Here is a 22,544-nt window from a genome sequence, read left to right on the forward strand (position 1 = left end):
ACAGATAACAAATTTAAAGGTTTTAGAGAACGGGTTTTAAAAAATCCTGGGTGAGTTTGGTAGACTGTTCCCAACACGGCCCCCTTCGGCAAAGCGCTTCGGCGTCAAGCTGCTTGGGGGTTTTTCTTTGGCCGTTCACCAAACTCGCTGTTCCCACGAGGCATCGACGCCCATGCCGTGCAGCGTCAGTCCTACGTGACGCAAGTCCGGGAAATCTTGTTGCAGCAAGCTCACCAAACGCTGCCCCCAGCCTGACGATGGGTTGATCACCGTCATCAAATGTTGGCAAATGCAAAGCAACACAAACGGGCGGGCACGCAAGCTGGCGTTCGGGTTGCCCTGAAAACCATCCAGCGCTGGCACCTCGCCCACGACAGGCAATTTGGGCTGATCCACCACGTTACGGTTCCATAAGCGGCTGTGGTGCGCACACACATTGCGCAAATAGTTCAAGCTGCGCAACCAACTGGCAAACACACGACCATCACTCACGCCATAGGCGGCTGCAATGTTGTCTTGCATCTCGGTGGTCAAGCCAGCAAACAAGGTCGACATGCAGCCGAAGTCCCACACCTCACAAGCCACCCAAATGGGCAAAGGCAAGCCGTATTTTTGTTTGTTGTGTTTGATGAATTCTTCGCGAGACCGATTGATCAACTTCGCGTGCTTGACCAACCATTCGTGGTGCTTGGTCAAACCCGAATCCAGGCTGACATCGCTGGCAAAGGTGTTGTGAAAAATCGCTGGGTTCATGTACGCAAAGCGGTCCACCTTGCCTAAGCAATGCGACAAGTCCACCCGCAAAGCAATCTCGATGCGCTCCAGCGCGTCCATCGTCAGCAAGCGCAGCTTCTTGTCGAAAACATACAAGTCCACCGCATCCTGAAAGCGCGTACCGGGTTTAAAAGCATCCAACACGGGGCGCTCAATCACCACCTTTTTGGGCTTGCTGCCTGTCTTGGGGTCCAAGGGAGAAAACGGCACATCGCGCACCCGCATGTCATACCAATAACCACTGAGCCGGTAATAACCAATGCGTTCCAAGTAATCGCGGGCTTTGGCTGGGTCGCTGATGGCCATGCCCCGATCCACCAACTGAACGAGTTGGTCGTCCACACTCAACCAAGGTTTTCCGTTGCGTGAGGCCATGGCTTGATTGCTCGCCTTAACCCGTCACCAAGGCATCGGCCAAATGCGACTGCACGGTTTGCCCGGCTGCTAGGCGTTGGCGCAAATCAGCGCAAAGATTGCGGAGTTCGTTGACACGGGTGACGATGCGGGATTGTTCGACCAAGGGAGGAAGGGGAATCAGCAAGCCAAATATTTTGGATGATTCCAACTTGCAAGTGCCGTGGGTGGATCGATCAATCAGGGCCAGAATCTCCGGCTTCATGCCACGACATAGCAATGCAAGAAAAGACAGAAGCTTTGGCTCAAAAGGGGTCAGCGCTTTCATATCCTGATTGATCGTGACTGGTGTCAAGGTATCTGCTACGGGGAAGGAGTGCGCGAGGATCATTCCTCTGACGACCATCAACAAACTACCTGAAGGAATGAGCGAAAGACTTCCATTGACTGCAGCATCCGACACGTGATCTTGCGCATCGGCAATGAATGGCACTTTCATATCTTTTGGGCTGACCCAAGGAATAGTCCCCTCCCAGTTTTGCGGCACCGCTTTGCTCGGAGTTGCGCCACCAGAAATTGAACACACATCAGGAAAACGAACCCACTCCCACCCCTGCGGCAACTCGAACGGTTTTTCTTCGTCAGTGATGGGTAGAAGGGGTTTGTCGCGTTTGATCTTGCCTTGGGAAATGAGGTGGTCTTTTTCGGTGCGGATTTTTTGCAGGAGGACGCTGGCGGGTTCGTCGGTGGGGTCTTGGGGGACGAGGAGGCCGCGGACCGCCAGTTGGAGGATGGTTTGTTCGAGGGCGTCTACTGCTTTGGGGCGGTCGAGCAGCAGGTCGAAGTGGGTGGCGATGCGTTGCCAGTTGTCGGCCAGTGCCTCGGGCATTTCGCTTTGGGTGAGCGTGCCCAACAGGGTGCTGACGAGTTGGGCGTGTTGCTGCGCTTCGAGCTGGCCGCTGACTTCGAGGGCGTCGCAGATTTGCATCAGTTCTTCGACGCGGGTGACGATGCGGGATTGTTCGGCTTTGCTACATACCGGAAGCCAAAGAGCACGAAGGTCTGTTTGCGAGATATTCACCTGACTTGCTGCCATCCCTGTTTTTGCCTCTTCGATCTGGTCTTTTGTCCAACCAGCATTCAAAGCTAAAACGATGAAGGCTGGAAGCATTTCATCTGCGATGGAGTGGAAGCGAACAATCTTGTCCGAGAGCATTAAACGCGGTGGCGTGTCATTGACCCAGCAGGAAATTCCGACGCGGTTCATTGGTCCCGCACGCGTGATCAGAATGTCACCGTCTTTGACTTCGATTTCTGGCCTAGGTGACAGCTTGGTCGGAAGGGCTTTGTGTTCGCGAGCGCGGTATTCGTTAACTTGGACTGCAGTTGTACGCAAGACCGCCCACCTCATCGGATCAGACCGTTCACCTTCATCGCAGGCTGGACTCCAACCGGACCCCATGTTTTCAACGACTGCGCCGAGTCGGCACCAAGCCCATCCGTCAGGAAGTGCATAAGATGCGGAAGTTTCTCCGCTGACCATTGGCGCTTTGGACGTTTTAGCAGGTCGTTCGCTCACGCAGGTAGCAACACGCCGTAGAAGTTCACTCGCCGGTTCATCGCTCGGGTCTTGCGGCACCAACTTGCCTTGCACGGCCAGCGTCAAGATGAGTTCGCGCAGGCGGGCCACGCCGCCGGGGGCATGCGCGATCAGGTCGAAATGCCGCACCAGCGGCGGCTGCAAATTCACCAGGTATTTGGCGCTGGGCTCTTGCGCCGTCAGCTCTGCGCTCACGCTGGGGCTCCCAGCGATTGGGCAAGGATGCTTTTGAGTTGGTCGCGCAGGCTTTGCGCCTCGGTTTGCAAGCGGGCGTAGTCGGCCAGCAGTTGCTCGGGGTCGTGGCTCACCACTTCGGCGGCGTGCGGGTTCTTTTGGTCGAGGTTGTAGTTGGCGGCTTTGATTTGCTCAATGCTCACCCGCCAAGCGCGTTCGTTTTCCACGCGGGCGGCAAACCCGTCGTCCTCGTTGCCCCACCAGGCTTTTTCGGCATCGAATTCTTCGATGCGGATGGGCTTGGTTTTGTTGTAGTTTTTCACGCCCACTGGGTAGGGGTGTTCGTAGTACCAAACGTGTTCGGTAGGTTTGCCTTTGGTGAAGAACAGCAGGTTGGTTTTGATGCCGGTGTAGGGCGCAAACACGCCGTTGGGCAGGCGCACGATGGTGTGCAGGTTGCATTCGGCCAGCAGTTGTTCTTTGATGCGGGTCTTCACGCCTTCGCCAAACAGCGTGCCGTCGGGCAGCACCAGCGCGGCGCGTCCGTTGGTTTTGAGGATGTGTTTGATGAGCACCAAAAACAAATCTGCCGTTTCTTTGGTGCGCACATCGGCCGGAAAGCCTTGTTCGATGCCCGGCTCTTCAATGCCGCCAAAGGGCGGGTTGGTCAAGATCACGTCCACCCGGTCGGCTGGGGTGTAGTCGCGCAGCGGGCGGCTCAGGGTGTTGTCATGGCGGACCAGGCTGGGCACTTCGATGCCGTGCAGCATGAGGTTGGTCACGCACAGCATGTGGGGCATTTGTTTTTTCTCAACGCCCAAGATGCTGTTTTGCAGCGTGGCTTCTTCGTCGGTGTTGTGCACTTGCTTGCGCAGGTGTTCGATGGCGCAGACCAAAAAACCGCCTGTGCCGGTGGCCGGGTCCATCACGCGCTCGCCCAGCTGGGGGTTGACCATGTCCACCATGAACTGCGTCACGGCGCGGGGCGTGTAGAACTCGCCCGCGTTGCCCGCGCTTTGCAGGTCTTTGAGGATTTTTTCGTAGAGGTCGTTGAACTGGTGGCGCTCGGCCTGGCGGTTGAAGTCGATCGCGTTGAGTTTGTTGATGACTTGGCGCAGCAGCTGGCCGCTTTTCATGTAGTTGTAGGCGTCTTCAAACACGCCGCGCACCACATAGCCACGGGGGTTGCGCTGGGCGTCACCGCTCAGGCTTTTGAGGGTGGCAAAGAGTTGGTTGTTCACAAAGTCCAGCAGGGCATCACCGGTGATGCCTTCGGCGTCCGTGGCCCAGTTGCGCCAGCGCATGGCTTCGGGGATGGGGCTTTTGTAGTCGTCGCGGGTCAGCTCCAGCTCTTCTTCGAGTGCGTCGAACACTTTGAGGAACAAGAGCCAAGTGAGCTGCGAGATGCGCTGCGCGTCGCCATCCACGCCAGAGTCTTGGCGCATGATGTCTTGGATGGATTTGATGACGGAGGAGAGGTTGGACATGGGTTGCTGTAGCTTTTGTTAGTGTTGTTCTGTGTGCGCTTAATCTTCTAGCCAGTCGAGTTGTGCGCTCTCGGGCGGCCAAGTATTGGCCGCGATGCGTTGGGCATACCAACGCGCCATGGCGGCGTCTTCTACGGTGTATTCGCTGCGCGCCGATTTCCAGATCAGGCTCGGCTGATGGGCACGCAGGCTTTCCAGTGCTTTTTGTGCTTTGGCCACGGTGACCTTGTCGCCAGTTTTGTCTTTGTAAAAAGTCAGTGCCTCGGCGTCATAGGGTCTGAAACGGGTGCCGAGTTCGAGCATGCGCCAGAGGACGGCCCGCTCCAAGGGCTTGAGGGCAGCGTAATCGCGCGCCATTTGATCTTCGTCGTCTTGGAGTTGCTGCTGGGCTTTGGCGAGCATTGCGTCTTCAAACCTCCCGGTGTCCGTGGCTAAGGGGCTGAGCACTTGACCCAAGGCCTCCATGAAAAATTGTGGACGCTGACCAAAATGCTGAAATGCTTCGGCCAAAACGGCTTCGTTAACCGGCGCCAACTCTGGACGTTGACGAACAATGAGTTCCGCAATGTGCGTGATGAATTCGGCCCCCAGTTCAGGTAGCCGTTGAATTTGAGAGCCATAGAACGGCGCGGCATTGGTGTTAACTAGCCTCAGCAGCTTGTCTCGATCAGAACCCGACATGACGAGCATGAGCTGTACTTGGCCCGGACGATTGAGCTGGTCACGCGCAGATTTGAGCGCGGCCATGGCGGTTTCACCAGCTTCGCTGGTGAGGGCGTGCTGAGCTTCATCGATGATCAAAGCCACCGGATTTTTGGCAGCTTCCACCAAAGCCCTGAGCGCATCGGCCAACGTGGTGCCATCAACTTTGCCAATTTTGGACGTGTCAATTTTGATACCGCCCACATTGATACTTTCCAGCCCCGCTGACAGAGCTGTTTTGGCCACCACGCCAAGTTGCTTGAGCAGCGCACGGCCCACAGCCTCGGCAATCAAGGCACCAGGGTCACGGTTCTGGTCTGCCCACAGATCCACATAGACGCCGACCACTTGGCGACGGGCCAGCTCGGGCATCAGGTCGGCTTGTAAAAAAGTGGACTTGCCTGTGCGACGCGGTGCTGCCAAAAACAAGCCATTTGGGGCATCGCTAAAAGGCGTTTTACCTTGCAAAGCGTCGGCCAAGCCTTGTGCTAGCGGGGTGCGTGCGTGATAGAGCATCAAATTATCCTTTTCTATCCTGATTTAGATATTTTATCTCAGGGAAGATATTCATGGATATTTTTTGATCCGGATTTCCACCATCACCTTTGCGAGGAATACAACTCTTTTTCCAAAGTATGGAGCGCTTGCAGGTATTGAGGGCGGCCACCGAAGCTGCGCACGATCTCGACTGGGCTGCCGATCAGGCTAATGGGCTGAAGTTTCAGCACCTCGTTGCTCTCGATGGTCGCAATACCTTCATCGGCATATTTATCGATGAGCGCGTCCATCACTTTGCGGGCCACTGCGCCGTATTGGGTGAACACGTTGCGCTTTTTCACGCGGTTGGCACGCTCGCGGCGAGTGAGGGGCGGCTGGTTGTAGGCGACGTGCAGCAGCAAATCAAATGGGTCTAGGTCTTGGCCCACTTCGGCAGCCAAGGCGTCGATGAACACGCCTTGCCGTTCTAGCTCTTCCATCAACACGGCTTTGCGTTCAGCGTGGTTCCACGCTTGCAAGAACTTGTCTAGCGAGTCGTATTGCTTCACCAGGTTGATGCGGGTGTAGTCGCGCAGGCTTTCGGTGATGAGCTTGCCGTCGGCGTTGAGGTATTGCACACGCTCGCGCGCGACAGAGACAGACACATTGCCGAGCACGTATTTTTTGGGCTCGCCGGTGTCTGTGCCGCCATTGCCACTGCCTGGGGCAAAAATGCCACCGTCTTCGCCTACGGGTGTGCCGCTGGGTGGATTGCCAGGAAATGGTGTATCGCCCGGTTGCTCGGGTGGTGCAACAGGCTGGTCGGGTGTAGGTTCGTAAATTTGCACGGGCTCGCCGTCAAACTTGGGGTCAGCAAAGTTGTCGGTGGCGCGCTTGAAGTCGATGATGGTGAACCACGTTTTGCCCAAGTCTTCGCGCAAGCGCGTGCCGCGACCAATGATTTGCTTGAACAAGGTCATGGACTTGATGTTTTGGTCCAGCACGATGAGCTTGCAGGTTTGCGCGTCCACGCCCGTGCTCATCAGCTTGGATGTGGTGGCGATGACGGGATAGGTTTTTTCGGGGTCGATGAAGTTGTCTAGCTCTAGCTTGCCTTCGGCGTTGTCACCCGTAATTTGCACCACGTATTTGGGGTTGTCTTTGCAAATGTCGGCGTTGGAATTGCTCAGGGCTTGGCGCATGCGCGAGGCGTGGTCGATGTCTTCACAAAACACAATGGTTTTGGCGTAGCGGTCGGTGGCCTTGAGGTATTCGGTAATTTTGGCGGCAACCACTTGGTCGCGCTTTTCGAGCACGAGTTTGCGGTTCATGTCGCTGGCGTTGTAAACGCGGTCTTCCACCACATGGCCAAACTTGTCGGTCATGCCTTGGGTGGGGCGCCAGCCAAAGGTGTCTTTGTCTAAATCGACGCGCACCACTTTGTAGGGTGCGAGGTAGCCGTCTTCAATGCCTTGCTTGAGGCTGTAGGTGTAGATGGGGTCGCCAAAGTAGTCGCTGTTTGAAACATCTTTGGTTTCTTTGGGTGTGGCGGTCAGGCCCACATGGGCGGCGCTGCCAAAGTAGCGCAAGATTTCGCGCCAAGCCGAGTCTTCGTCGGCGCTACCTCGGTGGCACTCGTCAATAACGATGAGGTCAAAGAAGTCGGGCGAGAACTGTTTGTAAATATTGCGCTCGTCTTCTGTGCCTGTGACGGCTTGGTAGAGCGACAAATAAATTTCGTAGCTTTTATCAACGAGCTTGGTGGTTTTGTTGACCGCGAGGTCTACGTCTTCCACGGTGACTTTGCCTTGGGCATCCACGCGCTCCACGCCTTTGGCGTTGGGGCTGAGTTTGGCCATTGCGCCCTTGAACGGGCGAAAGTCATTGACCATGGTTTGGTCAATCAAGATGTTGCGGTCGGCCAAAAACAAGATGCGTTTTTTCGCGCCGCTTTTCCACAAGCGCCAGATGATTTGAAACGCGGTGTACGTCTTGCCCGTGCCAGTGGCCATGACGAGCATGGCGCGTTTTTGCCCTTGGGCAATGGCCTCAACCGTGCGGTTGATGGCGTTCATTTGGTAGTAGCGCGGGGTTTTGCTGGGGGCGTAGTCAAACTCGGTCACTTGGCGAACTTCGGGCGTCCAGCCTTTCCAAGCGCAGTAGCGCTCCCACAGCTCTTGGGGCGATGGGAATTCGTCGAGGGTGAGGTTTTTCTCCAACACGCCATCGGCCAAGGTGGCATCACGAAACACGAAGCCATCGCCATTGCTGGCAAAGCTAAAGGGAACGCCTAACAAATCGGCATAGTTAATGGCTTGGGCCATGCCTGCGCCTATGGCCTTGTTGTTGTCCTTGGCCTCGACTACCGCGATGGGGATGTTGGATTTGTAGAACAACGCATAGTCGGCGCGCAGCACGGTGCTTTGATCGCGGTGCGATTTATTGCCCCGCACCGTCACACGGCCTACGCGCAACGGATATTCGCGAAAAATCTGGTCGTGAATGTTCCAGCCAGCAAGCGCTATGGCTGGGCTGATGAACTTTTCACAGATGTCGATTTCGGAGAGTTGTTTCTTGTCCAAATGGGTTTCTCGCTGACTGATCGGCGCGATGAAGTGATGTTCGTATTCTTAATCATTTTGTGCACCTTTCCTCGCCCCCAAACGTTAAAGAGACCCGATCACCCAAAGAACGCACACCATGTTCACCCGCCCACTGTTGACCTCGCTTCTCATCATGTCGGCCCAAGCGCAAGCCCAGTTGCCCAACCAAATCTGCACCCGCGAATACGCACCTGTTTGCGGGCAATTGGGGCATGAAACCCGAACATTCCCCACCCGTTGTGTGATGCTGAGCCAAGGGGGCACTTGGGTTTCAGACGGGGCTTGCCCAGCCACACAGCCCACCACGCAATCCAAAGAGATCACGCTCACCGTGGCCGCCGAAGATGTGGCGTGCATGGGGGCCGCACCCATGCGCTGTTTGCAAGTGAAAGAGGGCGATGCGTCAACGTGGTCTAACTTTTACAGCCGCATTGAGGGCTTCACCTTCACGCCGGGTGTGCGTTACACCTTGTTGGTCCGCGTGACGCCCATACACAACCCACCCGCCGACATGGCCGACACGCGCTATGAACTGGTGCGCGAGTTATCGCGCAGCCCCACGCTAGAACGCTTGCGTTACTTGCAATAGCTCAAAGGCTATTAAGCCGCTTCGCGGTAAAACGGCCCCGCGCTCAAAGCGCGCGCCTTTTGGTCAGCCACCGCGCTGCCAATGGCCGCGATGTGCTCAGGCGTGGTGCCGCAGCAGCCACCCACGATGTTCACCAAGCCTTCGGCCGCAAACTCGTGCAACAAACGGCTGGTCACATCAGGCGTTTCGTCAAAGCCGGTGTCGCTCATGGGGTTGGGCAAACCCGCGTTGGGGTAGCAACTGATGAAGGTGTCGCCGGCAACCTTATTCAACTCTTGGATGTAAGGGCGCATCAGCGTCGCACCCAAAGCGCAGTTGAGGCCAATGGCCAGCGGCTGCGAGTGGCGTACGCTGTGCCAAAACGCAGTCACAGTTTGACCACTCAAGATGCGGCCCGAGGCATCGGTCACGGTGCCGCTGATGATGAGCGGCAAGCGCTCACCCGAGGCTTCAAAGAATTCTTCAATCGCAAACAAGGCGGCTTTGGCGTTGAGCGTGTCAAAAATGGTTTCCACCAACAACACATCCGAACCGCCTTCAACCAAGGCTTTGACTTGGTCGTAATAGGCCGCGCGCAGTTCTTCAAAGTTCACATTGCGGGCGCCAGCGTCGTTCACATCGGGGCTGATGCTGGCGGTTTTGGGTGTGGGGCCCACAGCGCCCGCCACAAAGCGGGGTTTGTCTGGCGTGCTGTATTTGTCGCAGGCTTCGCGGGCAATGCGCGCTGAGGCCAGGTTCATCTCGTAGGCCAAATCGGCCATGTCGTAGTCGGCTTGGGCGATGGTGGTGGCACCAAAGGTGTTGGTCTCGATCAAGTCAGCGCCAGCCGCCAAGTAACGCTCGTGGATGTCGCGAATCACGTCGGGGCGGGTGAGGCTAAGCAACTCGTTGTTGCCCTTCACGTCTTTGTGAAAGTCTTTGAAGCGCTCGCCGCGGTATTGCGCTTCGGTCAACTTGAAGCGCTGAATCATGGTGCCCATCGCGCCGTCGAGGATGGCGATGCGATTTTTCAGAATTTCGGGCAGCGCTTGTGCGCGTGTGTAGTTCAGAGGTTTCATTCGTTGTGACTTGGAAAAACAAGGGCTTGCGCTGTCTCGCGTTTCTTTTGCCAAGCGTCTAAGGCTTGCGCGCGCGTGGCCTTGGGGTGTTGCGCAAAGAAATCGCGAATGTGCTGATTGAACTGGAATTGTCGCTGAATGAGCACCGTGCGGCCTTCGCAACTTTGGGCATACATCACCAAGGCCTGCGCCAAAGTTTGCCCCTGCGGGTTTTTAAACAAATCGCGCAGCGCTTGATTGAAGCGAAACCCCCTGCCCGTGTGCGCCACAAAGAAGGCGCGCAGCGCATCGTTCAACCGCCAGCCTGGCTCAATCACGGTCTCGGGCGTCAATTGGGTTGGCATGTCACGTCTTGGCCGCTTATGCGCCATCGGCGGCAACGCATGCCCCGACAAATGCGCTTGCACACGCAAGGTAAGGTCTTCCTTGCTGCCAGAAGTCGGCAGCCCTTGTGTGCGGCAGTAGCTCTGCAGCTCTGTCTTGAGCCAATACCAATCTCGAAAATTTTCAGCCGACAAAGCGGGACGGTTCATCGGCATCATTCTAAAAACTTCACGACACCGTCGCGGCAAGTGGGGGACAATGCCAGCTGTTTTTCTGTCACACACCCCCTCTTTTGCCCTCCCTCCTCCCCATCCTGCGTGAAGTTTTTGGTTACGACGCTTTTCGCGGTCCGCAAGAGGCCATCGTGCAGCACGTCAGCGCAGGCGGCGATGCGCTGGTGCTCATGCCCACGGGCGGCGGCAAATCACTCTGCTACCAAATTCCGGCCATTGCGCGGCAACGCGCAGGCTACGGCATCACCATCGTGGTGTCGCCGCTCATCGCGCTCATGCACGACCAAGTGGGCGCGTTGCACGAGGCGGGGGTTGAAGCCGCCTTTTTAAATTCCAGCCTGAGTGGCGAAGAAGCCAACGCGGTGGAGCAGCGCCTGCGCCGTGGCGACATCACCCTGCTGTACGCCGCGCCCGAGCGCATCACCACGCCGCGCTTTTTGGCGCAGCTGGATGCGCTGCACGAGCAGGGCCAGCTCAGCCTGTTTGCCATTGACGAAGCACATTGCGTGAGCCAGTGGGGTCACGACTTTCGCCCCGAATATCGGGCGCTGACCGTGCTGCACGAGCGCTACGCAGGCGTGCCGCGCATGGCACTCACCGCCACGGCCGATGCACTGACGCGCGCCGACATCGTGGAGCGCTTGCAGCTGGAAGACGCACAACAGTTCGTCAGCAGCTTTGACCGCCCGAACATCCGCTACACCATCGTCGAAAAGAAAGACGCGTCCACCCAGCTGCTGCGCTTCATTCAGCGCGAGCACACGGGGCCAGACTGGCAAGACAGCGGCATCGTCTATTGCCAATCACGCAAGCGGGTGGAAGAGGTGGCCAAGAATTTGTGCGACGCCGGCATTGCCGCGCTGCCCTACCACGCAGGCTTGGACGGCGCGATTCGCCAAAAGCACCAGAACCGCTTTTTGCGTGAAGAAGGTTTGGTGATGGTCGCCACCGTGGCGTTTGGCATGGGCATCGACAAGCCCGATGTGCGCTTTGTGGCGCACTTGGACATGCCTAAAAACATCGAAGGCTATTACCAAGAAACCGGCCGTGGCGGCCGCGACGGCCAAGCTGCCCACGCGTGGATGGCCTACGGCTTGAACGACGTGGTGAACCAACGCCGCATGATCGACGAGAGCCCTGCAGGCGAAGACTTCAAACAAGTCATGCGCGGCAAACTCGACGCCCTGCTGGCCTTGGCCGAAGCCACCGACTGCCGACGCGTGCGGCTGTTGGGCTACTTTGGCGAAACCTACACATCACCCGAAGACGGCGCGCCCCGCTACATCTGCGGCAACTGCGACAACTGCCTCAACCCGCCCGACATTTGGGACGGCACCGAAGCCGCCCGCATGTTGCTGTCCACCATCTACCGCGTGAAGCAGCAAAGCGGCATGTCATTTGGCGCGGGCCACATGATGGACATTTTGCGCGGCAAGGTCACCGAAAAAGTCACCCAATACGGTCACGACAAGCTCAGCACTTTTGGCATCGGCGCCCATTTCAGCGAGGTGCAGCTGCGCGGCGTGTTGCGCCAATTGATTGCCATCGGCGCTTTGGGTGTGGACGCTCAGGCCTTCAACACCCTGTATTTGACCGAGGCCTCACGCGGCGTGCTCAAAGGCGAAGTGACCGTGCGCTTGCGTGCCTCGGTGTCCACCCCCGCCGACCGCAAAGCCAAGCGTACCGCCAGCGGCGCAACCAAGGCCGCACCGATTGCGCTGGACGACGAAGGCCAAAAACGCTACGAGGCCCTCAAGACTTGGCGCGGCGAAGTAGCACGCTCACACAACCTACCCGCCTATGTGATTTTTCATGACGCCACCTTGGCCGCCATTGCACAGGCCGCACCGCACGATTTGACAAGCCTGCAAGGCATTGCCGGCATTGGCGCCAAAAAACTCGAAGCCTACGGCGAAGAAGTGTTGCGCGTGGTGGCGTAAGGCGGGCTTAGCTCAAGGCGCGTCCACAAACCGCGATTGACCGTCGTAGCGCCCCGCTTGCACGGGAATCAAATACCGGTTCGAGTACGCCAAGATGCGCATCAAACCCGGTGTGCGCATGCGCAAAATATCGTCTTCGCAACCTTTGAACGCAAATTGCACGGCCGCCAATTTCTCCACCTCGCGGTCGCTGGATAAGTGACCAATGAAGAAGTTTTCGGTCTGCGCCAGCAAATCCTCGTTCACGGTGGACGGCGACTGCGTCGAGTAAACAATGCCAATGTGAAACTTCGCACCCTCTTTGGCAAAACGCGAATACACGTCGATCACGTTGGACGCACTGGACGGGAAAATCATGTGCGCTTCTTCGAAGTAGATCTGCACATACCGGTCGTTCAGCGCGTTGTTCACAAACTTCTGCTCTTGTGCGTGAAACACCGCCACCGACAAGGTCTTGGCAAAGTAACGAATGATTTTTTCGTTCGCTCCACCCAAGTCAACGATCACCGTTTTACCAATGTGCAGCGCCTGCAAAATTTCGTCGATGAAACCATCCGCAATCGGCGCATGAAACGGCATGCAAGAGCGCAGCACGAACGGACCATCCGAGGTGTTGGGTGTCAGGAAGCGCGCCATGATCATCTCGTCCAGCTCAAACAAAAACACGCCGTTGCGCATCAAGCCTGGGTCGTTGGTATAAGACAGCGAAAACTTGGCGATCACGCGCATTTCGGCGCACATCTCTAAAAATGACTTTGGGCTCGCGGGTGCCGGTTGGCCATTGATCGCTTGGTAAGCAGCCAAACGTAACGATTGCGCAAAGCAGGGGTTGAACAAGGTTTTAAAGCCCATCTGATTCAAGATCTGAACCAAACGCGGCTCGTCGTGATCAAACCCTGCTTCATGCAAGATCGTCCAAAACAACATGATTTTGCGAAGCATGCGCAGCGCCAAGTCTTCCGTGACAGAAGGGTCACGCACCAACGCTGGCAAGCGGCAATTCAACAAGGTGCGCACATAGTCCGACGACGCCGTGGACTCGGGCAACAACTCACGCATGATCTCGAACGCTTTGTCTGTTTGCTCAAAGAAGTTAAAGCGCAGCAACTTGCCGTCGGCGTTGCCACCTCGATCGGTCAAGAAATACACCAAGCATCGGTCGCGGTAAGACGACGCGATGGAGCCACCGTCTTGCGGGTTGTCGTTGGCGTATTCGCCGTTCACGTCAAAAATGAGCTGCCCCACCGATGGCTCGTGTGCGGTGACGTCCAGCATGCCCTGCACCAGCAACTTCACCACGTTACTTTTACCCAAACGCGTCTTGCCAAACATGGCGCTGCGCTTGCCGCGCACATCGCCCATCGACAGGTAAATCGGCTGCGGCTGCTCCGTGTGAATGTTTGTTTCACTGTCGCGCAACACACCCAAGCTGATGCGCTGCCCACGCGGCACCGTGCCATTCAAAATGATGGCCAGCATCAGCTGACACGGCATGAACGCACAGTAGCGGCTGGCATGGCCAAGACGCCCTGCGTCGCCCGAAAAACGAAAGCCATTGGCGCCCGTCGCATCGAGCAACAAGGTGCCCAACACCTCAAACGACAGCACACTCAAACTGAGCGCATCGCAGCCGGGCGTGGCGGCCACCAAGCGGTCGCAGTGGCGCAAGTGGTGCTCGCTCAATTCGAGCGGCGACTTCACATCGCGCAAACGCAGCACCGTGAATTCAGTGCGGCTCACGTCTTCCGCGGGTGGGGCTTGCAGCCCTGCTTGAAACGGTGTGCCCATGCTGGTGTGACCCACCATCACCACAAAACTACCGCGCGTCAGCCCTTGCACGTCGGGCTGTGCATGCATGTTGGCCAGCACCTCGACGTGGTCGTAATGGGCGCTGATGACGGGGCCCAAGTAATTTTGGGGCGTGAATGAAACGTGGTTGATCATAGGTTGATGCGGTAGAAGCGAACGACGATGGTGGCGACGTTCGTGTCAAACATGAAGTAATAATTTCCGGCGCTGTTGACTTCAAATCCGAAATCAGACGAACCGGAATCGCCGTAACGTACCAACACAGGTAACCATGCATCTTTTTGGAACCATGTTAAAAAATAGTTGTCGTTGCTACTGAACGAGAGCCCCCCGTCAATGCAGGGCGGTCTGGTGCACGTAAAAGTAACGGTCCTTGTTGACCCACTTTTTTTCGCGACATACTCATAGTAGTCAAGGCCATTCACAGTCCCCTTGGAACCAAGCGGTGTCCATTTGCTGGCGGTGCACATCAAAATCGTGCCCGCACCAAACGACACGTTTTCTTTGGTGGCATCGCAGGCAGCGCCAGCCGTTCGGTCGCCCAACTTCAACACATCCGCATCCACCGTCAGTGCAGTCATCTTGCCCACCCCAGAGATGCTGTTGTTGGCAAAGCTCCAATCTGCGGTGGGCGGGTTGCTGCCATCCACGCGGGCGTGGTTGTTGGCATAGTTGGCGCCATACCCGTTGCGCACCGCCACGATGCCGGGTAAGCCCACGGCCACATAAGTGACGCCCATCACGTTAGCCACCGCGCGAACGTCTTGGCGAATGGGGTTGGTCACTTGAAAATTCGCCCCTTTCAACTCACCACCGTTCAAAGTATGAGACATGGCGGCATCCGCACCGATCTCGGTCCAAACGCCGTCCATGCGGTTGACAAAACCAAGGATGCTGGCATTACTGAACTGGAAAGGCTGGGTGTTGAACACCAAGCTCGTCAAACTGGTGGTGGTGGTTAACGGGTCGCAAAGGCCAATCTTAGGGTCAGGCTTTTGCGGGGCGCTCACTGTGCCGGGGTTGGCAGTGTGCGTAGCCAAGCAAACGCGGTCAATGTTGATGAACAAACGTCCTACAGCCTTGGTAATGGATGCGGCGCCCGTGATCGGGTCAGCTTCAGCAACCACCGAATCCATAGGCAACGAAGGCACGCCAGGGACTACGCCGGCTTTGTCTGCAGGCAAATAGCCGGCCGCAATCAATTCGGCCACAGTGGGTTGCATGGCGTTAGCAATATTCACGTCAGGTTGAGTGCCCACCTTGCTCGAAATCTGAAAGCCACAATTCATAGGCGTGAACGTCTCTGACATTCCCACTTTGAAGGTGGTTTTGCTGCAGTCAGCATGCTTGCCCTTCAGGACCGTGTAGTGGGTGACCATGTAATTGCCCACCGCTTTGTTGATGGCAGCATATTGCTGCCCCACCCGCTTACCTTGCTCTGTTCTGTAGGCCAAGTTTTGCAGATACAAGCCATAGCTCACCATGCCCATGAATATGGCCATGGCGATCACGACCTCAATCAAGATGAAGCCTTGTGCGCGGCGAAATTGGTTCATGGATATGGGGGTCATGTGGGTCGAATTGCGCTTTGAATTTCCATGGTGGTCTGCATGAAGCCCAGCATCATGCCGCCCAAGATCACACCGCCAATCACCAACATGGCGGTGTTCACTTTGCCGGATGCGTCTTCCACCGTGCGCACAATTTTGTCGATCGAACCCACGCCGATCTTCACAAAGGCCGTCACTGGGTCGCGGCGTTTGGCTGCGTCTTCAATGCGGTCTTCGATCATTTGGGTCAGCAAGCCGGTGCGAAATGCGGTGCCAAACTTGGCGGCACTTTGGTCGGACAGGCTGCGCAAAATTTCTCTCAAATGCCAGCGCAGCCAAGGGCTGCTGTACTTCATGGCGCGCTCGATGGCCGAGCGCAGAGACACGCCCGACTTGAGCAGCACCGACAACGAGACGATCAACATCGAGCCCGTGTACACCCGATACATGGCGTAGGGCATGAAGCGGTCCAAATAACGGCGCACAGGCCCTTGCCAGCGTGGCAGCGAGTAGGTAAACGCTCCCACCAAACTCACAAACCCCACGAAGGTGTAGATGCCGTAGTGCAAGATGAATTGCGACACGCTGTACAAGACGCGCCCCATAAAAGGCCACAGCGCGGGATCAAACAACTGCGCCACGATGGGCACGGCGAAGAGTGCAAAGCCTACCAACATCATTGAAAAAACGGCCATCAACACCACGGGGTACACCACGGCTTTGCGGGCAGCGGCTTGCATCATGTCGATCTTCTCAACGGTCTCCGACAAGAAGAACAAACCCTTGGCCAACTCAGCGTCACCGCCGCGTTGAATCGCATCCAACAAGATCAACTCGGTGGGCGAGACGATGGGAATCAAGGCATCCGACAGCGAGCCCACTTCCGTGGCCTGCAACATCTCCAAGTACATCAAGGCGTCGCCACGGTTGCGTCGGCGCGCCCGTGCCTCGTGGTCTTTCAACGTTGAAAACAACGGCACTTTGTCGGCCAGCGACGACGCCAAGTCGTAATAAAACTCAGCGCGTCGCCCACGCAAGGAATTGCGCGCGCTGCGAAGCAAAAACGAATCGATCCAAGAGGTCTGCATGCGCGCTTACACCTTGGACGCGAACAACTTGGGCAAGCCAAAGTTCATTTCAAAGTAATACGGGTCAATCAAGCCACGCGACATGTCGTACAGGGCATGACCCCACGCTTCTTTGCCCGTCATGTCAGGCTCGTTGAATTTGGCGATGCGCTTGGCGCGCCATGCTTTGCGGGCTTCAATGTCTTTGCCGTCTTTAAGCAGCAAGAACATCTCTTCGTCCGGCAAGATCACTTCCGCACTCACCTTCACGCCCTTCACGCCTGCGTGTTTGCTGTTGGAATAGTCGATGTTGGGTTTGAGGCACTCGTCGCAACCGCAATCGCTGGCGCAATAAATGTCGCGCACATCCAAGCCAAAAATGGTTTGGTACGGAATCAACGTGGCGGGCGACATCACATCCATCGCACGCACCTTGCATGCGGGGCAGTTGAGTGGCGTCAACACTTGGTACACCAAGGCCGACAAGAACTCGGGGTTGCACACGTTGTCGCGCAACAAGCCCAGCGACTTGGAGGTCAACCGGTCCACCACGCCCAAGGCAGACGTGGCGTGCACGGTGGTCAAAATCTTGTGGCCCGTTTGAATAGCACCCAGCGCCATCTCGGCCGAAAACTCATCGCGAATCTCGCCAAACATGCCCACGTCGGGGTCCATCCGCAAGAACGCCATCATGGCGCCTTTGAAAGGGTTGACCGACTCGTCGCCGCTGACGCTACGCTGAATCGACAAATGCGACACGCCGTTGACGTGGTATTCGACCGGGTCTTCGATGGACACAATTTTTCGGTTGCCTTCTTGCGCCAGCTGCGTGAGCAAGGTGTTCAAGGTGGTGGTCTTGCCCGAGCCGGTGATGCCCGCAATGAAGATGCCGCCCCACGAGCTGCCCACCGCCGTTTGCAAAGCGTCCACTTGCGACGGGGTGTAGCCCAACATGTCCAAGCTCAGCTTTTTGCGGGTGTCTTTATTGGTGCGCAAAATTCGCATGATCACATCCATGCCCGACACGGCCGGATGGCTCTGAAAACGCAGGTTCACCGTCTCCGAGCCCAACACAAACGGAATCATGGCTTGCTGCGCCAACGATTGGTTGAACACGCCCTCTGAGCGCGACCGCTCTTCGGCAATGATGTTGTAGACCGCCGAGATGCCGTCGAGCGCAATTTGCTGCGGTACGGCGGTTAACTCGCGCATCAACCCGTCTAAGCGCACGCGCACCATGGCGCGGTTGCCGCGCAACTCAAAGTGCATGTCGGTAGCACCTAGGTTGATGCAACTGGTCAACACGTCCCGAAACCAACCGATGGGCTGCGACTCGTTCACGATGTCGTTGACCACATCCGCATCTTCTTCAATTTGACGGGCGGTCTCTTTGCTCACGCGCCCCACATCGCGCAGCAGCACGTTCATCACTTCTTCGCTGCATGTCGCGTGACCGCGTGGCTGATAGCCACGCGCTTTCAAGCGCTCGCGCAACGCAAACCATGCCACCTTGTTTTGTTCCTCGGGCATACACAACAAAAAGTAGCCTTTGTCATCCAAGCCCAGCGCCACCAAGGTGCGTTCTTTTTCCCGAGGCACGGTGGTCACGGCTTCATGCCCATGCGTCAGCAGACCGCTGAAGGTGGGAACATCTTTGAAGTTGCTGATGTATTGCCCCGTCACACTGCCGGGGTTGATGATGTTGGCGACGCTCATGGCTGCATCGCTGGGCGCATTAATTCGGGAGGCAGCGGTGGACGCGCGCCTAAGGCGCCAGCCCCAACACCCACACTGGCCACGGGTGTGGTCAGCGCCATGGGTGCGTCAAAGTAACTTTGCATCTGCGCGGGATCGGTGGGCGGAAAAGCTTGCACGACAGGGGTCTTCTCGGTCCAACGTTTGCCAGTGGGTAAATACGCAAAATCGGCCGAATGGGTGCTCAAACGCAACAGCATCCAAGGACCCGCGCGGACTTGATCTCTGACCAACGACAGGGGATACACCTTGCCCTCGTAGATCACTTCTGCGGTTAAGTCACGCCCGACGCCCGTGATGCTCCAAACTTTGGGGGCTGCCGTCTGAGCTCGTACCGTTTTCGGCAAAGAAACCAAAGGCTCGCTGTCTGCGCGTGCAGCGGGGCGCAACCCCAATTCGCCAGACTTGTTGGCACGCGCGATTTCAATCGCTTGCTCTAAGGTTGAGTTCGAATTTTGGGCACAGGCAGCACCGAAAAAGAGCATGCACAGTAGCCAAGTGGCCCAGCACTTATTTGGCTTTTGCATAGTAACTTCCTTCTATCTTGTATCGAAAATCGCGGGCATCGCTGCGCGCGACCTTCAAGTTCTCGGGCACGACGTAGTCGGGCATGGGCAGCTCAGGCAGACTCCAAATGTCATGCTCAATGCTCCACGTCCCTTTGACGATGGGACGCATCAACTCCGCCGGATTGCCTTGGCCTCCGAACAGGGTTGTTTTGCTCAAATTCACATTCAAGTTTTTCAACAACGAGAGGTCTTGCAACTGACTGCCCCACAACTTCTGCACATCGCGTTCAACGGGCAGATTTTTGATGTCAACAGTTTTTTGCCCGTCTGCGGGAAACAGCTCTGTGAGCTTGTGCTGCGTGTGCACTTCAGCTTTGACCAAGTCGGTGTCGAGCTTGAACGTGGTCACCGCTTTCATGGCGGGTGGCAATTGGGTTTCAAAACTTTTGAACGTGCCCGATGACCGAGCCCACACGATGTCACACACCAACGGTTTGCATTCCAGGGTTTTGAAATTCCAGCCCCCGACGTTCAAAGGCACTTTGGCAAAGAATTGACGCCAAACCTGCAAGTGGCTTGCACCCGGCTCACCTGTGGTTTTGAGTGCGAAGGCCAAGCTTTGCTCGTACAGCAAATTGGGGTTTCGCGACGTTGCTGCCAAAGCATCTTCTTCTGCTTGGCGCATTTCTAAGTACTGCTGAAAACCAAACAAACAGGCCGCCACGCACAGCACGCTCACCAAGCCCATCAGCACGCGCAACTTGATGTTGGGAATGCGCTTGAGCTTGGACTTCGCGTCGGCTTTGTAGGCCAGCTTGTTGAGCTCCAACGACTGAATGTCTGCCACCCAGTTCACATTGCCGTAGCTGTGCACCAGTTGCGATGTATTGATGTCGTGGAACTCACGGATGAGTTGCTGAATTTGCTCTTGCGTCCCCATGACGTCATAGCCGGGAATGGGGGCGTACTCCATCAAACCCACCAAGCCGCATTGCTCGCCAGTTTGAAACACGAACAGCTCGGTGCCGCCCGCTGAAAAGTGCTGGGCAACCACCAGCGCTGCAGCGTAGGCGTTGGGGGCGTCTTTGGGCAACGCGCCAAACAGGCCCACGGTGCTCTCGTGCTCATGGGCCGCGTAATGTGTGTAGCCGTCGTTGAAGGCGGTACTCAGAATTTTTTTCCAACCCGTCTCTTCGCTCGCAGGTGTCCACGCCCCACCAAACGCCAAGTTTTTGCCGTTCACGACCATCGACTGGCAAGTCGGGACTTGGGCGCTGTCGTCTCGCGCATCTTCTGCGGACGGGCTTGATGGCACCTCGTGTGCGTCACGGGCGGCCACGGGGGCTGCGGCCTGCGCTCGGCTTTTGAGCTTTTGAAAGAAATTCAACATCAACGCCAAGCTCACTGAAGGCGCGGCGTGATCAAGATCACCGTGCTTTGTTTGCTGGTTTTGCCACGGCGGCTACCCGGCACCACGCCACGCACCATGTCGTTCTCATCGCGCAGATTGGTTTCGCGCTCAAAGCCCGACATCACCATCGTGTCGCCCGAAGCCACATTGATGCGCTGCATGGTGCTGTAGCTGTCCACGCTGGGCAATTGAATGCGGTTCAACGTGGCACCTGCGCCGCTGGAAAAATCTTTCAACTCGCGCAGGGCGCTGACTTGCAAGGTGCTTTCAATCAAAACGCGGTTGGAGTCCATGATGACGGGCATCAACACCATGCTGAAGCCCGTGCTGACCGTGCCTGGCGTCAGCGTGGCGCCCGTGGCGACGCCAGTAGCGGCATTGCTTGTACCCGCGGTGACTTGGGCCAAATACGACTCGCTGCTTTGCACGCCCAACGGCACGGGCTGGCGGTTGGTGGTGGCCACCACCGTGGAGTAGGTGGAAGTCACGCGGCCGTATTGCTCCAACGCGTTGACCAAGGCCTTGACCGAGCCACCGTCGTTGCGCGACATCGCAGCCCCGACCGAGCCACCGGTGGACCCGCTGAACACACCGACTGAGCCGGGCGCATTCAGACTCAAAGCGCCACCCAGTCCACGGCTCACCACGCTCCAGTCGATGCCAGAGGCGTGTTCTTGCTTCAAGTCCACTTGCAGCACTTCAACATCGAGCACGATTTGGCGCAGCATGGTGTCGTTTTGTTTGTCGAGAAACTTAGACACGGCATTCACGTTTTGCAGGGCATCGGTGACGGTGACGGTGCCGTTTTTGGGGTCCACTTGAATGCGACCGCGTGGCGAGATCAAATTCTTCAACGTGGCTTCCAGCATGGGCCACACATCGCTTTCGGCTGAGGCCGTGGCGGTCATGCCACCGCCCATACTGACGGCACCCGCTGTTTTCAAACCACCGGCCAAAGCCTTGACGGACATCGAGCGTGTCACCACGCGCGAAAACGTGATGCGCCCTTGCTGGTACTGCCACTGCACGCCCGCACGAATGGCGATGTAGTCCAACAAGCCCGTCGCGGTGCCGCTGTAGTTCAGCTCGAAGGTGCTGCTCAGCTCTCTGTCGGTGAACGTGGCTTGGTTAGCGCCTGCATCGACCGCACGTTGTTTGATGTCGTTGTTGTCTTGCATCGCCTTGCTGACACCGGCGTTCGACCCCGTATTGGCGCCTAGCGTGGCAGCGCCCGCAGCTTGTCCAGGCGCAAAGAGCGCCACATCGAGCAAGGCATCGGGGGTCAAGACCACAGGAATCTCGATCAAGCGCTGCACCATCTCGCCCACGCTGCTCAAGCTGTGGCGACCAGGCACGCGCATGGTCACCTTGCCCAAATGCACGGGCAATTTGTCGATACGTTCATAGGGCACCGAACGTGTGGTGAAACGCGGCAGGCTTTCTTCCACCAAGTAGGGGCTGGCCACTTGCTTTTTACGAATCAGCGTCTGGGCCACTTCACCTCGGGCTTGCGTCTCCATTTGATCGTTGGAGATTTTTTGATGCAAATCTTGAGCGCATCCGCCCAGCAACGCGAGGCTCAGCGCGATGGACAGCTTATTGAACGCCAGCATCTTGGTACCTTGAAATTCGGAGGGTCAATGTCGCGCTGTTGGCCTTGGCCTGCAACGGGTAGTCGGTGTTAGCCAGCGACTGCATCACGGTGCCCACTGCCTTTAAAAATTCGCCTTCCAAGTGCAGGTTGGATTCGATGGCAAAGTCACGCTCCGCCTCCCACACCAGTTGCCAACCCGCGAGCTGGGCCCAACGCTCTAGGGCGCTGGACAAGCGTTTTTCAGACTGCTCAATGCTCCAAACCTGTCGACGTCCGTAGCGGGTGGTGTTGGCTTCGAGCATCACAGGCCTTGCCGCCGATGTGGCAGCGATGGCGCGTTGTTGGGTGGTGAGACCATTGTCCAAACTCAAGACGGCACGGGGGGAGCGGACCCACTCCACATCGAGGGCCACACGCGATGCAGAGATCGAGGGGTCTTGAGTTTGGGCACTGCCAGCTGTGGCGATGGCGCACAGGGCGAAACACCACCATCGGTTTAATTGAGGCATGCTCAGAGACTTTCAGTTGTAGAGA

At 57.0% G+C, this 22,544-nt stretch carries 17 protein-coding genes; 2 read left to right on the forward strand and 15 right to left on the reverse strand.

Annotated features, from left to right (window positions below; all coding sequences use genetic code 11):
- Window positions 1–135 precede the first annotated feature (135 nt).
- From C5F52_RS08225 to hsdR, 5 genes are all read right to left on the reverse strand, one after another.
- Window positions 136–1,149, reverse strand: coding sequence for an Abi family protein (locus C5F52_RS08225; protein WP_104797876.1), 1,014 nt, complete (start codon window positions 1,147–1,149; stop codon window positions 136–138).
- A gap of 16 nt (window positions 1,150–1,165) precedes the next feature.
- The gene (locus C5F52_RS08230) at window positions 1,166–2,923 is read right to left on the reverse strand and encodes a restriction endonuclease subunit S (protein ID WP_104797877.1); all 1,758 of its coding nucleotides are present in this window, start codon (window positions 2,921–2,923) and stop codon (window positions 1,166–1,168) included.
- Window positions 2,920–4,389 (reverse strand): class I SAM-dependent DNA methyltransferase, encoded by a 1,470-nt coding sequence (locus C5F52_RS08235; RefSeq protein ID WP_104797878.1) that lies wholly within the window; start codon window positions 4,387–4,389, stop codon window positions 2,920–2,922. Before C5F52_RS08235 ends, C5F52_RS08230 begins: the two co-directional genes overlap by 4 nt.
- Before the next feature lie 39 nt (window positions 4,390–4,428).
- Window positions 4,429–5,607, reverse strand: coding sequence for an AAA family ATPase (locus C5F52_RS08240; RefSeq protein WP_104797879.1), 1,179 nt, complete (start codon window positions 5,605–5,607; stop codon window positions 4,429–4,431).
- Between the two features lie 83 nt (window positions 5,608–5,690).
- Entirely contained in the window at window positions 5,691–8,150 is a 2,460-nt protein-coding gene (hsdR, locus tag C5F52_RS08245) for an EcoAI/FtnUII family type I restriction enzme subunit R (protein WP_104797880.1), read from the reverse strand.
- A 118-nt stretch (window positions 8,151–8,268) separates the two neighbouring features.
- Between hsdR and C5F52_RS08250 the strand changes: the two genes are divergently transcribed.
- Window positions 8,269–8,760, forward strand: a complete 492-nt coding sequence (locus C5F52_RS08250; protein WP_104797881.1) for a DUF4377 domain-containing protein — start codon at window positions 8,269–8,271, stop codon at window positions 8,758–8,760.
- 11 nt (window positions 8,761–8,771) lie between these two features.
- On the opposite strand, the gene C5F52_RS08255 is transcribed toward C5F52_RS08250, so the two are convergent.
- On the reverse strand, window positions 8,772–9,818 hold the full coding sequence (locus C5F52_RS08255; protein WP_104797882.1) for a homocysteine S-methyltransferase family protein: 1,047 nt from the start codon (window positions 9,816–9,818) through the stop codon (window positions 8,772–8,774).
- Window positions 9,815–10,351 carry a DUF6434 domain-containing protein gene (locus C5F52_RS08260; protein WP_104797883.1) on the reverse strand — a complete coding sequence of 179 codons (537 nt, stop codon included), beginning with the start codon at window positions 10,349–10,351 and terminating at the stop codon, window positions 9,815–9,817. The genes C5F52_RS08255 and C5F52_RS08260 overlap by 4 nt, the downstream gene beginning before the upstream one ends.
- Before the next feature lie 83 nt (window positions 10,352–10,434).
- Between C5F52_RS08260 and recQ the strand changes: the two genes are divergently transcribed.
- Window positions 10,435–12,315 carry a DNA helicase RecQ gene (recQ, locus tag C5F52_RS08265; protein ID WP_104797884.1) on the forward strand — a complete coding sequence of 627 codons (1,881 nt, stop codon included), beginning with the start codon at window positions 10,435–10,437 and terminating at the stop codon, window positions 12,313–12,315.
- Window positions 12,316–12,327: 12 nt separating this feature from the next.
- Here recQ and C5F52_RS08270 read toward each other — a convergent pair whose 3' ends face one another.
- Genes C5F52_RS08270 through C5F52_RS08305 form a run of 8 tightly spaced genes read right to left on the reverse strand, consistent with a single transcriptional unit; the run spans window position 12,328 to window position 22,519 of the window.
- Window positions 12,328–14,259: an ATP-binding protein gene (locus tag C5F52_RS08270; protein WP_104797885.1), complete on the reverse strand. Its 1,932-nt coding sequence runs from the start codon at window positions 14,257–14,259 to the stop codon at window positions 12,328–12,330.
- On the reverse strand, window positions 14,256–15,680 hold the full coding sequence (locus C5F52_RS08275) for a type II secretion system protein (RefSeq protein ID WP_104797886.1): 1,425 nt from the start codon (window positions 15,678–15,680) through the stop codon (window positions 14,256–14,258). The genes C5F52_RS08270 and C5F52_RS08275 overlap by 4 nt, the downstream gene beginning before the upstream one ends.
- Window positions 15,681–15,691: 11 nt before the next feature.
- Complete coding sequence (locus tag C5F52_RS08280) at window positions 15,692–16,762, reverse strand: hypothetical protein (protein WP_104797887.1); 1,071 nt, start codon at window positions 16,760–16,762, stop codon at window positions 15,692–15,694.
- 6 nt (window positions 16,763–16,768) lie between these two features.
- Window positions 16,769–18,457: a GspE/PulE family protein gene (locus tag C5F52_RS08285; RefSeq protein ID WP_104797888.1), complete on the reverse strand. Its 1,689-nt coding sequence runs from the start codon at window positions 18,455–18,457 to the stop codon at window positions 16,769–16,771.
- Window positions 18,454–19,023, reverse strand: a complete 570-nt coding sequence (locus C5F52_RS08290) for a hypothetical protein (RefSeq protein WP_104797889.1) — start codon at window positions 19,021–19,023, stop codon at window positions 18,454–18,456. Before C5F52_RS08290 ends, C5F52_RS08285 begins: the two co-directional genes overlap by 4 nt.
- Window positions 19,007–20,395: a type 4b pilus protein PilO2 gene (gene pilO2, locus C5F52_RS08295; RefSeq protein WP_146100055.1), complete on the reverse strand. Its 1,389-nt coding sequence runs from the start codon at window positions 20,393–20,395 to the stop codon at window positions 19,007–19,009. The genes C5F52_RS08290 and pilO2 overlap by 17 nt, the downstream gene beginning before the upstream one ends.
- Before the next feature lie 11 nt (window positions 20,396–20,406).
- Window positions 20,407–22,029: a hypothetical protein gene (locus C5F52_RS08300; RefSeq protein ID WP_104797891.1), complete on the reverse strand. Its 1,623-nt coding sequence runs from the start codon at window positions 22,027–22,029 to the stop codon at window positions 20,407–20,409.
- Window positions 22,013–22,519, reverse strand: a complete 507-nt coding sequence (locus C5F52_RS08305) for a toxin co-regulated pilus biosynthesis Q family protein (protein WP_104797892.1) — start codon at window positions 22,517–22,519, stop codon at window positions 22,013–22,015. The genes C5F52_RS08300 and C5F52_RS08305 overlap by 17 nt, the downstream gene beginning before the upstream one ends.
- Window positions 22,520–22,544: the final 25 nt, after the last annotated feature.

The sequence above is a fragment of the Limnohabitans sp. TS-CS-82 genome, from assembly GCF_002943475.1.

Coding starts and splice junctions, on each gene's coding strand:
- C5F52_RS08300 (WP_104797891.1), bottom strand. CDS start 22,029: ATGCTGGCGTTCAATAAGCTGTCCATCGCGCTGAGCCTCGCGTTGCTG.
- C5F52_RS08280 (WP_104797887.1), bottom strand. CDS start 16,762: ATGCAGACCTCTTGGATCGATTCGTTTTTGCTTCGCAGCGCGCGCAAT.
- C5F52_RS08290 (WP_104797889.1), bottom strand. CDS start 19,023: ATGCAAAAGCCAAATAAGTGCTGGGCCACTTGGCTACTGTGCATGCTC.
- C5F52_RS08305 (WP_104797892.1), bottom strand. CDS start 22,519: ATGCCTCAATTAAACCGATGGTGGTGTTTCGCCCTGTGCGCCATCGCC.
- C5F52_RS08240 (WP_104797879.1), bottom strand. CDS start 5,607: ATGCTCTATCACGCACGCACCCCGCTAGCACAAGGCTTGGCCGACGCT.
- C5F52_RS08225 (WP_104797876.1), bottom strand. CDS start 1,149: ATGGCCTCACGCAACGGAAAACCTTGGTTGAGTGTGGACGACCAACTC.
- C5F52_RS08285 (WP_104797888.1), bottom strand. CDS start 18,457: ATGAGCGTCGCCAACATCATCAACCCCGGCAGTGTGACGGGGCAATAC.
- C5F52_RS08260 (WP_104797883.1), bottom strand. CDS start 10,351: ATGAACCGTCCCGCTTTGTCGGCTGAAAATTTTCGAGATTGGTATTGG.
- C5F52_RS08275 (WP_104797886.1), bottom strand. CDS start 15,680: ATGAACCAATTTCGCCGCGCACAAGGCTTCATCTTGATTGAGGTCGTG.
- C5F52_RS08270 (WP_104797885.1), bottom strand. CDS start 14,259: ATGATCAACCACGTTTCATTCACGCCCCAAAATTACTTGGGCCCCGTC.
- C5F52_RS08255 (WP_104797882.1), bottom strand. CDS start 9,818: ATGAAACCTCTGAACTACACACGCGCACAAGCGCTGCCCGAAATTCTG.
- pilO2 (WP_146100055.1), bottom strand. CDS start 20,395: ATGTTGAATTTCTTTCAAAAGCTCAAAAGCCGAGCGCAGGCCGCAGCC.
- C5F52_RS08250 (WP_104797881.1), top strand. CDS start 8,269: ATGTTCACCCGCCCACTGTTGACCTCGCTTCTCATCATGTCGGCCCAA.
- C5F52_RS08235 (WP_104797878.1), bottom strand. CDS start 4,389: ATGTCCAACCTCTCCTCCGTCATCAAATCCATCCAAGACATCATGCGC.